We start from the raw sequence: 13,012 nt of genomic DNA on the forward strand, positions 1-13,012 counted from the left end.
GCGACCCCCGCTCGTCCCGCAGTCCCCCACCCCAGGAGCAGCACCGTGCGCACCTCGGACAGTCCCGAGCACCTCCCCGCCGGCGTCGTCGACACCGTGCCGGGCACCGGCCCGCTGCTGGCGGCTCGCCGCTTCCTCAAGCACGAGACGGTCGGCGACTCCGGCCGCACGCTGCACCAGATCAGCTCCTCGTCGTGGGACTCCTTCTACCGGGACCGCTGGAGCTACGACAAGGTCGTGCGCTCCACCCACGGCGTGAACTGCACCGGCTCGTGCTCGTGGAACGTGTTCGTCAAGGACGACCTCATCACCTGGGAGCACCAGGCCACCGACTACCCCACCACCGGTGAGGAGTCGCCCGACTACGAGCCGCGCGGCTGCCCGCGGGGCGCGTCGTTCTCCTGGTACGAGTACTCCCCCTCCCGGGTGCGCCACCCCTACGTCCGCGGTGTCCTGGCCGAGATGTTCCGCGAGAACCTGGCCCGCCTGGGCGACCCGGTGCTGGCGTGGGCGGACATCGTCGAGACGCCGCTGAAGGCGCTGGCGTACAAGAGCGCGCGCGGCCGCGGCGGTTTCGTGCGCGCCACCTGGGACGAGGTCACCACCATGGTGGCCGCCGCGCACGTGCACACCACCAAGGCGTACGGTCCCGACCGCGTCGTCGGGTTCTCGCCCATCCCGGCGATGTCGATGGCCTCCTTCGCCGCCGGCACCCGGTACCACGCGCTGCTGGGCGGCACGCTGCTGAGCTTCTACGACTGGTACGCGGACCTGCCGGTGGCCTCCCCGCAGATCTGGGGCGACCAGACCGACGTCCCCGAGGCCGGGGACTGGTGGAACTCCACCTACCTCGTGATGTGGGGCTCCAACATCCCCGTCACCCGCACCCCGGACGCCCACTTCATGGCCGAGGCCCGCTACCGCGGCACGAAGGTCGTGGCCGTCAGCCCCGACTACGCCGACAACGTGAAGTTCGCCGACGACTGGCTGGCCCCGCACCCGGGCACCGACGGGGCACTGGCGTTCGCCATGGGCCACGTCGTCCTGAAGGAGTTCTTCGTCGACCGCCAGGTCCCCTACTTCACCGACTACGTGCGCCGGTTCACCGACCTGCCGTTCCTGGTGACCCTGCGCGAGCGCGACGGCGCCTACGCCGCCGACCGGTTCCTGACCGCCGCCGACCTGGGTGACACCACCGCCGGCGCGCAGCACAAGACCGTCCTGGTCGACGAGCGCACCGGTGCGCCCGTCGTGCCCAACGGCTCCCTGGGCTTCCGCTGGCACGCCTCCGGCGCGGGGCGCTGGAACCTCGACCTGGACGAGGTGCAGCCGGCCCTCGGCCTGCTCGGGCAGGCCGAGGCGGCGGTGGAGGTGGACCTGGCCCGCTTCGACGAGGGCCCCACCGAGGGCGGCACCACGGTGCGCCGCGGGGTCCCCGTCCGGCGCGTCGGCGACCACCTGGTCACCACCGTGTTCGACCTGGTGATGGCGCAGTACGGGGTGCACCGCGAGGGCCTGCCCGGCACCTGGCCCACCGGCTACGACGACGCCACCCAGCCGGGGACGCCGGCGTGGCAGGAGGCCATCACCTCGGTGCCGGCCGCGCTGGCCGCGCGGATCGGGCGCGAGTTCGCCCGCAACGCCGAGCGCAGCCGGGGCCGGTCCCTCATCGCCCTGGGCGCGGGCGCCAACCAGTGGTTCCACTCGGACATGACGTACCGGGCGTTCATCGCGCTGGTCACCCTCACGGGCTGCCAGGGCGTCAACGGCGGCGGATGGGCGCACTACGTCGGCCAGGAGAAGGCCCGGCCCCTGACCGGCCAGCAGCACATGTCGTTCGCGTTCGACTGGCACCGCCCCATGCGGCACCAGGCGAGCACCCCGTTCTGGTACCTGCACACCGACCAGTGGCGCTACGAGCGGGTCGCGGCCGACGAGCTGGCCTCCCCGCTGGGCACCGGCCGCCTCGCGGGCATGACGTTCGCCGACACCGTCGCCGCGGCGCAGCGGATGGGGTGGAGCCCGGGGCACCCGGCGTTCGACCGCAACCCGCTGGACCTGACCGACGAGGCCCGCGCGGCCGGCAAGTCGGTGCAGCAGCACGTCGTGGACGAGCTGGTCGCCGGCCGGCTGCGCAGCGCCGCCGAGGACCCGGACGACCCGGCGAACTTCCCGCGCTGCCTGACGCTGTGGCGGGCGAACCTGCTGGGTTCCTCCGGCAAGGGCAACGAGTACTTCATGCGCCACCTGCTGGGTGTCCCGTCGCTGGCCAGCGCGCAGGAGTGCGGCCCCGGCGAGCGGCCCCGCGACGTGACGTGGCGGGACGAGGCGCCCGTCGGCAAGCTGGACCTGCTGACCACGATCGACTTCCGCATGACGAACACCGGCCTGCACTCCGACGTGGTCCTGCCGGCAGCCACCTGGTACGAGAAGCACGACATCTCCACCACGGACATGCACCCGTTCGTGCACTCCTTCTCCCCCGCCGTGGCCCCGCCCGCCGACGCCCACACCGACTACGACGCGTTCCTGGACATCGCCGACAAGGTCTCCGAGCTGGCCCGCACGCACCTGGGCACCCGGCGGGACGTGCTGGCCGCTCCCCTCCAGCACGACACGGCCGACGAGCTGGCCACCCCCGGCGGCCGGGTCCGCGACTACAAGCGCGGCGAGTGCCCGCCCGTGCCCGGCCTGACGATGCCGAAGCTGGTGGAGGTCGAGCGCGACTACACGCTCATCGGGGCGAAGATGCGCGCCGTCGGGCCGCTGCTGGACACCCTGGGCACGACGACGAAGGGCCTCACCGTCGACGTCACCCCGGAGGTGGAACGGCTGCGCGAGCGCAACGGCGTCGTCGCGGACGGCCCGTTCGCCGGGCGCCCGTCGCTGGCGACCGCCGACCGCATGTGCGAGGCGATCCTCACCCTGTCGGGCACCACGAACGGGCGGGTGGCGGCCGAGGGCTTCCGCCGCCTGGAGGAGCAGACCGGGCACCGCCTGACCGACCTGGTCGCCGGCCACGAGGACCACGTCGTCACCTTCGCCGACACGCAGCGCGCTCCGCAGCCGGTGCTGACCAGCCCGGAGTGGTCGGGGTCGGAGAAGGACGGACGCCGGTACTCCCCGTTCACCATCAACGTCGAACGCTCCAAGCCGTGGCACACCCTGACCGGCAGGCAGCACTTCTTCGTGGAGCACGACTGGGTCGCCGAGCTCGGTGAGCAGCTGCCGGCGTTCCGCCCGCCGCTGAACATGGCCCGGCACTTCGGCCCGCCCGGAGAGCTCGCCGACGGCGGCGTGACGGTGCGCTTCCTCACCCCGCACGCGAAGTGGTCGATCCACTCGATGTACCACGACAACGAGCTGATGCTCGCCCTCTCGCGCGGTGGGCCGGTGGTCTGGATGAGCGTCGAGGACGCCGCGAAGATCGGCGTGGCCGACAACGACTGGATCGAGGCGCACAACCGCAACGGCGTCGTCGTCGCGAGGGCAGTGGTGAGCCACCGCATGCCCGAAGGGACGGTGTTCCAGTACCACTCCCCCGAGCGCACCGTGAACGTGCCGAAGGCGGAGGGCAGCGGCCGCCGCGGCGGCTACCACAACTCGATGGTTCGGCTGCTGGTCAAGCCCACCCACCTGGCGGGGGGTCACGCCCAGCTGACCTACGCCTTCAACTACTACGGCCCGATCGGCAGCCAGCGCGACGAGATCACCGTGATCCGCCGCCGCTCTCAGGAGGTGCAGTACTGATGCGGATCCGCGCGCAGGTCGCCATGGTGATGAACCTGGACAAGTGCATCGGGTGCCACACGTGCTCGGTGACGTGCAAGCAGACGTGGACGAACCGCGAGGGCACCGAGTACGTCTGGTTCAACAACGTCGAGACGAAGCCCGGCATCGGCTACCCGAAGCACTACGAGGACCAGGAGCGCTGGAAGGGCGGCTGGGTGCTCGACGGCAAGGGCCGGCTGAAGCTGCGCTCCGGTGGGCGCGTCAAGCGCCTGACGGGCATCTTCGCCAACCCGGACCTGCCCTCCCTGGACGACTACTACGAGCCCGCCACGTTCGACAAGGACGTCCTGGTGACGGCTCCCGCGGGCCTGACCGACACCCCGGTGAAGCAGCCGCGCTCGGCGCTGACGGGCGAGCCGATGGCGATCGAGTGGGGCGCGAACTGGGAGGACGGCCTGGGTGGTGCGCACGAGCGCGCCGGCGGCGACCCGAACATCGTCCGGATGCCGCCGGAGGCCGCGGCGAAGGTGAAGTTCGAGTTCGAGAAGACGTTCATGTTCCACCTGCCGCGCATCTGCGAGCACTGCCTGAACCCCGCGTGCGTGTCCGCGTGCCCGTCCGGGGCGATGTACAAGCGCGAGGAGGACGGCATCGTCCTGGTGGACCAGGACAAGTGCCGCGGCTGGCGCATGTGCGTCTCGGCGTGCCCGTACAAGAAGGTGTACGTCAACCACGCCACCGGCAAGGCGGAGAAGTGCACGTTCTGCTTCCCGCGCATCGAGGCCGGCCTGCCGACGATCTGCTCTGAGACCTGCGTGGGGCGGCTCCGCTACCTGGGCATCGTGCTCTACGACGAGGACAAGGTGCTGGCCGCCGCGTCCGTCCCGGACGAGCGCGACCTGCTGGACGCCCAGCGCGACGCGTTCTGCGACCCGCACGACCCGCTGGTGCAGCAGGCGGCGCGCGATGCCGGCATGCCGGAGGAGTGGATCACCGCGGCGGCGAACTCCCCCGTGCACCGGCTCATCAGCGAGTACCGCATCGCGCTGCCGCTGCACCCGGAGTACCGCACGATGCCGATGGTCTGGTACGTGCCGCCGCTCTCGCCGGTGCTGGACGCGGTCGGGCAGGCCGGGCGCGACGACACCGACGCCGACGACGTGTTCCACACGATCCGCGACCTGCGGATCCCGGTGGAGTACCTCGCCGAGCTGTTCAGCGCCGGCGACACGGAGGTGGTCGCGGGCGTGCTGATGAAGCTGGCGGCGATGCGCGCGTACATGCGTGCCCGCACCCTCGACGGCACGGTCGCGCGGGAACTGCTGGAGGGGATCGGGATGAGCGCCACGCAGGTGGAGGCCATGTACCGGCTGCTGGCGGTGGCCAAGTACGACGACCGCTACGTCGTCCCGCCGGCGCACGCCGCCGACGCGGCGGCCCTGGAGGCGCAGGCCACCGCCGCGCAGGAGGCGGGGTGCAGCCTGGACTGCTCGGGCGGCCCCGGGATGGGCGGCGACCCCGTGGGGGCCGCCTCCGCCACCTCGGCCACCGTCGAGCGGTTCCACCTCGTCGACGAGGGCGAGCAGGTGCGGCCGGGCCGCACCGGCCTGCTGCGCCGGCGCGCCGACGGCCGCCGCGGCCTGAAGGTGACCCCGCGCACCCCCGGGAGCGGTTCGTGACCGCCGTGACGGGCCCCGCGGCCGGGGAGCTGGTGGCGCCCGCCGAGCGCGCCCGCCTGTTCGAGCTGGTGTCCCTGCTGCTGACCTACCCGGACGCGGACCTGCTCGCCGCGGGCGACGAGCTGACCGCGGCCGCCGCCCACCTGGCGCACCCGGACGCCGGGGCGGCGGTGCGCGAGTTCCTGGCCTGGTTCACCACCACGCCCGGCACCGAGGTCCAGCAGCACTACGTGCAGACGTTCGACCTGCGCAGGCGCTCGGGCCTGTACCTGACGTACTACCTGCACGGCGACACCCGCAAGCGCGGCATCGCGCTGCTGACGCTGAAGCAGCGCTACCGCGCCCACGGCCTGCGCCTGGACGGCGGGGAGCTGCCGGACCTGCTGCCGGTGGTGCTGGAGTTCGCGGCCGTCGCCGGTCCCGGCGACGGGGAGGCGCCGCTGCGCCAGCACCGGCGCGGGGTGGAACTGCTGCGGGAAGCGCTCACGGCTTCCGGCACCCCGTACCGCCACCTGCTGGACGCGGTCCACCTGGCGCTGCCGCCGCTGACCGACGCCGACCGGGAGGCCGTGGCCGCACTCGCCGCGGACGGCCCCCCGGTGGAGTCCGTCGGCATGACGACCCCGGGCGCGCTCGCGCCCACCGACGAGCTGGCCGCGATCGGTCTCGCCCCCTACGGGGAGGCCCCCGCCCACCGCCCGTCGCCCCACTCCCCCTGCAGCACCCCGGAGGCCCGGCCGTGAACGCCCTCGACGTCGCCCTGTGGATCGTCGTCCCCTACGCGTGCCTGGCGGTGTTCGCCGTGGGCCACGCGTGGCGCTGGCGGCACGACCAGTTCGGCTGGACCACGCACACCAGCCAGCTGCTGGAAAGCCGCATCCTGCGGCTGGGCTCGCCGTTGTTCCACCTCGGTGCGTTCGGCGTCATCGCCGGGCACGCGATGGGCCTGCTGATCCCCGCCTCCGTCACCGAGGCGCTGCACGTGCCCGAGCACGCCTACCACCTCGTGGCCGTCTGGGGCGGCACCGTCACCGGGGTCGCGATGGTGGTGGGGCTGCTGCTGCTGATCGCCCGCCGCTTCGTCGTCGGCGGCCGGGTGCGGCGCACCACCACGGCGATGGACCGGGTGCTGTACCTGGCGCTGGCCGCGATGGTGGTCCTCGGCATGAGCGCGACCGTCGGCGAGAACCTCATTGGCCCGGGCTACGACTACCGGGAGACGATCGCGGTGTGGTTCCGCGGGGTGTTCCTGCTGTCCCCCGACACCTCCCTGATGGCCGGGGCGCCGCTGGTGTACCAGGCGCACGCCCTGGGCGGCTTCCTGTTCCTGGCGCTGTGGCCCTTCACCCGGCTGGTGCACGTGTGGTCCGCGCCGATGGCGTACCTGTGGCGCCCGTACGTCGTCTACCGCCGCCGGCCGGGTGCGGCACCCGTGCCGCAGCCGCGCCCGGACGTGGTCCGCGACCGGGCCCTGCCCCCTCGGTAGGGTGACCGGCGAGAGAACCCCAGCGCACCGGAGGACGCCGTGAGCGACTACCTGCCCTCGATCTACCGCGAGTTCACCGAGCGGTACCCGGACGTGGCCGCCGCGCAGGGGGCGCTGGCCGAGGCGGTGCGGGCGCACACCGGGTTCGACGCCCGCACCGACCGGCTGCTGAAGTTCGCCCTGGCCCTGGGCGCCGAGGCCGACGGCGCGGTGCGCTCGAACGTCCGCAAGGCGCTGGCGGAGGGCTCCTCGCCCGACGAGCTGCGCGCGGTGGCCCTGTCCGCGATCACCACCTGCGGGTTCCCCACCGCGATCGCGGGGCTGCGCTGGATCGAGGAGGTCCTGGCCGCCGAGGAGTGAGCGGGTGGGTGGGCCCCGCTCACCCCCGGTCCAGGGCCCGGTCGAGGTTGGTGGCGGCGCTGATGAGCGCCAGGTGCGTGAACGCCTGCGGGAAGTTGCCCAGCGCTTCCCCCGAGGGACCGATCTCCTCGGCGTACAGCCCCAGGTGGTTGGCGTAGGTCATCATCTTGTCGAAGACCAGCCGGGCCTCGGCCAGGCGGCCCGCAGCCGTGAGCGCGTCCACGTACCAGAACGAGCACAGGTTGAACGTCCCCTCCTCGCCCGGGAGGCCGTCGTGGCCCGTGCGGGCGTACCGGTGCACCAGGCTGTCGGAGACGAGCCGCTCCCCCACCACGTCCAGCGTGCTGAGGAACCGCGGGTCGGTGGGACCGGCGAACTTCACCATCGGCATGCACAGCACCGACGCGTCCAGCAGCTGCGACCCCGGAGCCATGGTGAACGCGCCGGCGCGCGGGTCCCAGCACTCCTCCTGCACGAAGCGGTACGCCTTGGCGGCGAGCTTGCGCCACTTCTGCTCCGGTGCGGGCAGGCCGCGGTCGCGCGCCAGCCGCAGCGCCCGGTCGAAGGCCACCCACGTCTGCAGGCCCGAGTACGTGAACCGCTGCCGGGGCCCGCGGATCTCCCAGATGCCCTCGTCGGGTTCCTGCCAGTGCCGGCTGAGCCAGTCCAGCCGCCGCGACAGCCCCGTCCACAGGTCGTAGGAGATCGGAACCTCGCGGTTGTAGAGGTAGACGGAGTCCATGAGCTCGCCGTAGACGTCCAGCTGCCGCTGGCCGACGGCGTCGTTGCCGATGCGCACGGGCCCGGAACCGCGGTAGCCCTCCAGGTGGTCCAGGTGCGTCTCGGGGATCTCCGGGCTGCCGTCCACCGCGTACATGATCATCACGTCGCGCTCGTCGTCGGCGGCCTCGCAGCGCTGCTGGATCCACTCCATGAACGCCCCGGCCTCCTCCAGGAAGCCCAGCTGCATGAGGGCGTGCACGGTGAACGCGGCGTCGCGCAGCCAGGCGTAGCGGTAGTCCCAGTTGCGGCTGCCGCCCAACTCCTCGGGCAGCGACGTCGTCGGCGCGGCGACCAGCGCCCCCGTGGGGTGGTAGACGAGCAGCTTCAGCGCCAGCGCCGAGCGGTGCACCATCTCGCGCCAGCGGCCCCGGTACGTCGATCGCGCCAGCCACCGCTGCCAGTAGTCGGCGGTCGCGGTGAACTGCGCGTCCGTCTCCCCCGGGCGCGGGGGCCGCACCTCGCCCTGCCACTCCAGCACCAGTTCCAGCCGGTCGCCGCGCTCGAGCTTCGCGCTGGCCGCCACCCCGCCGTCCCCGGTGGCCCGCAGCGGCACGGTGCTGCGCAGCACCGCCCGGCCCAGGTGCGACTCGAACACCGCGCCGACGCCGTCGACGACCGTCGTGGTGTGCTCGGCGCGCCCGTAGTCGAAGGCGGGGCGGCACTCCACGTCGAAGACGGCGCTGCCGCGCACCACCGTGGCCTGCCGCACCAGGCACCCGCCCTGCGGCCGCACGTCGCTCGTCTCCGGGACCATGAAGTCCACGACCTCGCCGACGGCCTCCGGCGCCAGCGAGCGGGTGAGCAGCACGTTGGTGTCCGGCAGGTACAGCTGCTTGGTCTGGCCGGCGTTGCGGCACCGCACCGAGAACGACCCGCCGCGACGGGCGTCCAGGATCGACCCGAACAGCGACGGCGCGTCGAAGCGGCCCGGGCAGTACCAGTCGATGGTGCCGTTCGTGCCGACGAGGGCGACCGTGCGCAGGTCCCCGACGACGCCGTGCTCGGCGATGGGCAGGTACGTGGGTTCCAGGACGACCTCCTGCGCCTCGAAGGGGGTGTTCGTCGCCCCACTGTGCACCTGCGCGGCGTGATCGGCGCGGCGTCCCGCGGGCGCGTCGGCGAGCCGGGCTAGGTTCGCCCCGTGACGACGGGAGCTCAGGACCTGGGGACCACGGCGAGCGCCGAGGTGCGCGCGGTGCACGTCGGCTCGATGGACAACGTGGCGTACCTGGTGACGTGCCGGCGCACCCGCGAGCAGGTGCTGGTGGACGCCGCCGCGGAACCGGGCGTCCTGCTGGAGCTGGTGCGCGCCGGGTCCCCCGACGGGCGCCTCGGGCTGGTCGTGACCACGCACCGCCACCACGACCACGTCGGCGCCCTCGCCGAGGTCGTGGGCGCCACGGGTGCCGCGACGGCCGCCGGGGAGGACGACGCCGACCACCTGCCCGTGCCGGTGGGCAGGCGCCTGCGCCACGGCGACGTCCTGAGCGCCGGGGACGTGCGGCTGGAGGTGGTCCACCTGCGCGGGCACACCCCCGGGTCGGTCGCGCTGGTGCTGCGCGGCGGCGACCGGGGCCCGGACCACGTGTTCACGGGCGACTCGCTGTTCCCCGGCGGTGTCGGGAACACCCGCGGTGACGCCGCCGCGTTCACCTCGCTGCTGGGCGACGTCACCGAGCGGCTGTTCGCCGTCCTGGACGACAGCACCGTGGTGCACCCCGGGCACGGGGCGCCCACGACGATCGGCGCGGAGCGCCCGCACCTGCGGCAGTGGCGGGAGCGCGGCTGGTGACCCCGGCCGCCGCGGTCAGTCCTCCAGCGCGCGGCCCCGGGTCTCCGGCAGCAGCCAGCTCGCCCCCGCAGCGACCGCGAAGGCCGCGCCGAACACCACGAACACCACCGCGGTGCCACCCGCGCCCAGCAGCAGCGGCACGCTGAGCGGGGCGAGGATCGAGGCGATGCGCCCGAAACCGGCCGCCGAGCCCGCACCACGGCCGCGGACCAGCGTCGGGTACACCTCCGGCGTCAGCGCGTACAGGGCGCCCCAGGCACCCAGGTTGAAAAACGAGAGCAGGATCCCCGCGGTGAGGATCGCCGGCTCGCTGTCGGCGGCGGAGTACAGCAGCGCCGCGACCGCCGAGCCCACGAGGAACACCGACAGGGTGCGCCGGCGCCCCCACGCCTCGACCAGCCAGGCGGACACCGCGTAGCCGGGCAACTGCCCCAGGGTGATGATGAGCGTGAACTCCAGCGAGCGCACCAGGGTGAAGCCGTCCTCCACCAGCAGGCTCGGGATCCAGGTGAAGGCCCCGTAGTAGCTGAAGTTCACGAAGAACCACACCAGCCACAGGCCGGTGGTGCGCCGGCGCAGGCCCTGGCCCCACACCCCCGGTGCGCTCGCCGCGACGGCACCGGCAGGCGCCTCCTGTGCGAGCGGCCCCGCGGAGTACCGCACGCCCGCGGACTCCTCGAACTGCCGGACCACCTGCTCGGCCTCGGCGTTCCGGCCCTTCGACATCAGGAACCGCACCGACTCCGGCAGCCCGCGGCGCACCACGATCGCGTAGAGGGCGGGCACCGCACCCAGCACCAGCGCCCAGCGCCACCCGTCGTCGGAGGCCGGCACCAGCAGGAAGCCGACGAGGGCGGCGGCGGTCCAGCCGACCGCCCAGAACGCCTCCAGCAGCACCACGGCGCGCCCGCGGATCCGGCGCGGGGCGAACTCGCTGACGAGGGTGGAGGCCACCGGGAGTTCTGCCCCCAGGCCGAGCCCCACGAGGAACCGGAACACCAGCAGCGCTCCCAGCGACCACGACAGCGCGGCGGCGCCGCTGGCGATGCCGTAGACCAGCAGCGTCAGCGCGAACACCTGCCGGCGCCCGATGCGGTCGGCGAGCAGCCCGCCCAGGCTGGCGCCGACGGCCATGCCCGCGAACCCGATCGACGCGACCCAGGAGCTCTGCGCGTCGCTCAGGTCCCACTGCACGCGCAGCGCCACCAGCACGTACGCCACCAGCCCGACGTCGAAGGCGTCCAGCGCCCAGCCGATCCCGGAACCGACGAGCAGGCGCCGGTGGCGGCGGGTGAACGGCAGGTCGTCGAGGCGCTCTGCGGCGGTCAGGGTCGCGCCGCCGGCGGCCCCCCGTGGTGCGTCGGACATGCGCCCCACGCTAGTGCCCCGCGGCGGAACCCTCAGATCGTCGCGACCGAGCCGGCATCCACCCGGTAGTTGCTGCCGTTGACGAAGCTGGCCCGCTCGGAGACCAGGAACGCGATGACGGAGGCCACCTCGTCCGGTTCGCCGCGGCGCTTCAGCTCCATGAAGGGCCGGTCCTCGTCGAGGAACGTGCTGATCGCCTGCTCGACGCTCGTGCCGTCCTGCTGCGCGCGCTCCTGCATCATCGCGTCGGTCATGGGGGTGGCGATGAACGCCGGGGAGACGGCGTTGACGAGGACGCCCTCGCTCGCGTACGTCTTCGACAACCCCTTGGCCAGGCTCAGCACGGCGGCCTTGGCGGCGCAGCAGGGCAGTTCGTCGGTGTAGGGCTGCACCGCGTCCTCCGACGCCAGCAGCACCACGCGCCCTCACCCCTTCGCCCGCACGGGGTCCAGGAACGCGCGCACCACGCGCACGGCGGCGAAGAAGTCGGTCTCCAGCGTGGAGCGCCACCCCTCCTCGTCGATCTCGTGGAACAGCCCTTGCGCGCCGGTGACCCCGGCGCAGTGCACGAGGACGTCCGGGTCGCCGAGGCGCTGCGAGACCGCCCGCTGCAGGCGCTGCACGTCCTCGGGGCGGGTCAGGTCGGCCGCCACGGCGACGAGGCGGTCCTCCCCCGCTCCCAGCCGCTCGGCGGCCTCCCGCAGCCGGCCGGCGTCGACGTCGGTGAGGGCGACGCGCGCGCCCTCGGCGAGCAGCAGCCGTGCGGTGTGCCAGCCGATGCCGGAGTCGCCGCCGGTGATCAGGGCGGTGTGCCCGGTGAGCTCCAGGTCCATGCCCGCCACCGTGGGCAGGGCCGGTGCGCCCCGCCCGGCGAGCCTCAGCGCGGGGCGCGCCGCCACACCGCGCGCGGAGTGGCGCGCATCGCGGCGGCCAGGGCGCGCAGCGACCCGGGCACCCACACCTCCCCGCGGCCGGCGGCGAGCGCCGCCACGGTCGCCTCGGCCACCTGCGGCGGGGTGCTCGACAACGGTGCGGGGCGCATCCCGGCGCTCATGCGGCCGATGACGAAGCCGGGGCGCACCAGCAGCAGCGAGACGCCGCTGCCGGTCAGGGCGTCGGCCAGCCCCGAGGCGAAGGCGTCCAGGCCGGCCTTGGCGGAGCCGTACACGTAGTTGGGGCGGCGAGCACGCACCCCCGCGATGGAGGAGAACGCCACGATCCGCCCGGCGCGCAGCGGCCGCAGCAACACCGCCAGGTGCGACAGGACGCTGACCTGCGCGGTGAAGTCGGTGTGCACCACGGCCAGGGCGTGCGCGACGTCGCGCTCGGCGCGCGCCTGGTCGCCGAGGACCCCGAACGCCACCACGGCGTCCAGCGCACCGTGCCGGGCGACGACGTCCGCGAGCAGGGGGCCGTGCGCGGCGACGTCGTCGGCGTCGAACTCGACGGTCTCGACGTGCCCGGCTCCGGCGGAGCGCAGCCGCGCGGCCTCCGCCTCGAGCTGCCCGGCACGGCGGGCGGCGAGGACGACCGTGCGGGCGCCGGCGCGCACCAGCCGCTCGGCGACCTCCAGGCCGATCTCGCTGCGCCCGCCCAGCAGCAGCACGGTGGGGCTCGGCGGCACGAGCCGCTGCGGGGAGGCGCTCACACCCCCACCCCACCACACCCCCCACCGCCCTCTGCCTCCCCCACCCCCGGGGGGGGGGGGGGGGGGGGGGGGGGGGGGGGGGGGGGGGGGGGGGGGGGGGGGGGGGGGGGGGGGGGCGGGGGGGGGGGGGGGGGGGGGGGGGGGGGGGGGGGGGGGGGGGGGGG

General features: G+C 74.0%; 9 protein-coding genes and 1 pseudogene. 6 read left to right on the forward strand and 4 right to left on the reverse strand.

The genetic code is table 11. From position 1 onward, the window contains the following. Positions 1–114 precede the first annotated feature (114 nt). From ACRYM0_RS06535 to ACRYM0_RS06555, 5 genes are read left to right on the forward strand one after another with little or no spacing between them, the layout of a single operon-like run. Complete coding sequence (locus ACRYM0_RS06535; RefSeq protein WP_432503286.1) at positions 115–3,750, forward strand: nitrate reductase subunit alpha; 3,636 nt, start codon at positions 115–117, stop codon at positions 3,748–3,750. After that, entirely contained in the window at positions 3,750–5,411 is a 1,662-nt protein-coding gene (gene narH / locus ACRYM0_RS06540; RefSeq protein WP_432503265.1) for a nitrate reductase subunit beta, read from the forward strand. The genes ACRYM0_RS06535 and narH overlap by 1 nt, the downstream gene beginning before the upstream one ends. A gap of 29 nt (positions 5,412–5,440) precedes the next feature. Further along, positions 5,441–6,154, forward strand: a complete 714-nt coding sequence (gene narJ / locus ACRYM0_RS06545) for a nitrate reductase molybdenum cofactor assembly chaperone (protein ID WP_432503288.1) — start codon at positions 5,441–5,443, stop codon at positions 6,152–6,154. Beyond that, positions 6,151–6,897 (forward strand): respiratory nitrate reductase subunit gamma, encoded by a 747-nt coding sequence (gene narI, locus ACRYM0_RS06550; protein ID WP_432503266.1) that lies wholly within the window; start codon positions 6,151–6,153, stop codon positions 6,895–6,897. Before narJ ends, narI begins: the two co-directional genes overlap by 4 nt. A 39-nt stretch (positions 6,898–6,936) precedes the next feature. Then, positions 6,937–7,257: a carboxymuconolactone decarboxylase family protein gene (locus ACRYM0_RS06555; protein ID WP_432503267.1), complete on the forward strand. Its 321-nt coding sequence runs from the start codon at positions 6,937–6,939 to the stop codon at positions 7,255–7,257. 19 nt (positions 7,258–7,276) lie between these two features. On the opposite strand, the gene ACRYM0_RS06560 is transcribed toward ACRYM0_RS06555, so the two are convergent. After that, the gene (locus ACRYM0_RS06560; protein ID WP_432503268.1) at positions 7,277–9,118 is read right to left on the reverse strand and encodes a glycoside hydrolase family 15 protein; all 1,842 of its coding nucleotides are present in this window, start codon (positions 9,116–9,118) and stop codon (positions 7,277–7,279) included. Between the two features lie 132 nt (positions 9,119–9,250). Between ACRYM0_RS06560 and ACRYM0_RS06565 the strand changes: the two genes are divergently transcribed. After that, positions 9,251–9,832, forward strand: coding sequence for an MBL fold metallo-hydrolase (locus ACRYM0_RS06565; RefSeq protein ID WP_432503291.1), 582 nt, complete (start codon positions 9,251–9,253; stop codon positions 9,830–9,832). 15 nt (positions 9,833–9,847) lie between these two features. On the opposite strand, the gene ACRYM0_RS06570 is transcribed toward ACRYM0_RS06565, so the two are convergent. From ACRYM0_RS06570 to ACRYM0_RS06580, 3 genes and pseudogenes are all read right to left on the reverse strand, one after another. Continuing rightward, complete coding sequence (locus ACRYM0_RS06570; protein ID WP_432503270.1) at positions 9,848–11,200, reverse strand: MFS transporter; 1,353 nt, start codon at positions 11,198–11,200, stop codon at positions 9,848–9,850. A 32-nt stretch (positions 11,201–11,232) separates the two neighbouring features. Next, positions 11,233–12,033: pseudogene (locus tag ACRYM0_RS06575) on the reverse strand (SDR family NAD(P)-dependent oxidoreductase). Between the two features lie 44 nt (positions 12,034–12,077). After that, positions 12,078–12,848, reverse strand: coding sequence for an SDR family NAD(P)-dependent oxidoreductase (locus tag ACRYM0_RS06580; protein WP_432503272.1), 771 nt, complete (start codon positions 12,846–12,848; stop codon positions 12,078–12,080). Positions 12,849–13,012: the final 164 nt, after the last annotated feature.

The sequence above is a fragment of the Kineococcus arenarius subsp. arenarius genome (genome assembly GCF_050871845.1).
Classification (GTDB): Bacteria; Actinomycetota; Actinomycetes; order Actinomycetales; family Kineococcaceae; genus Kineococcus.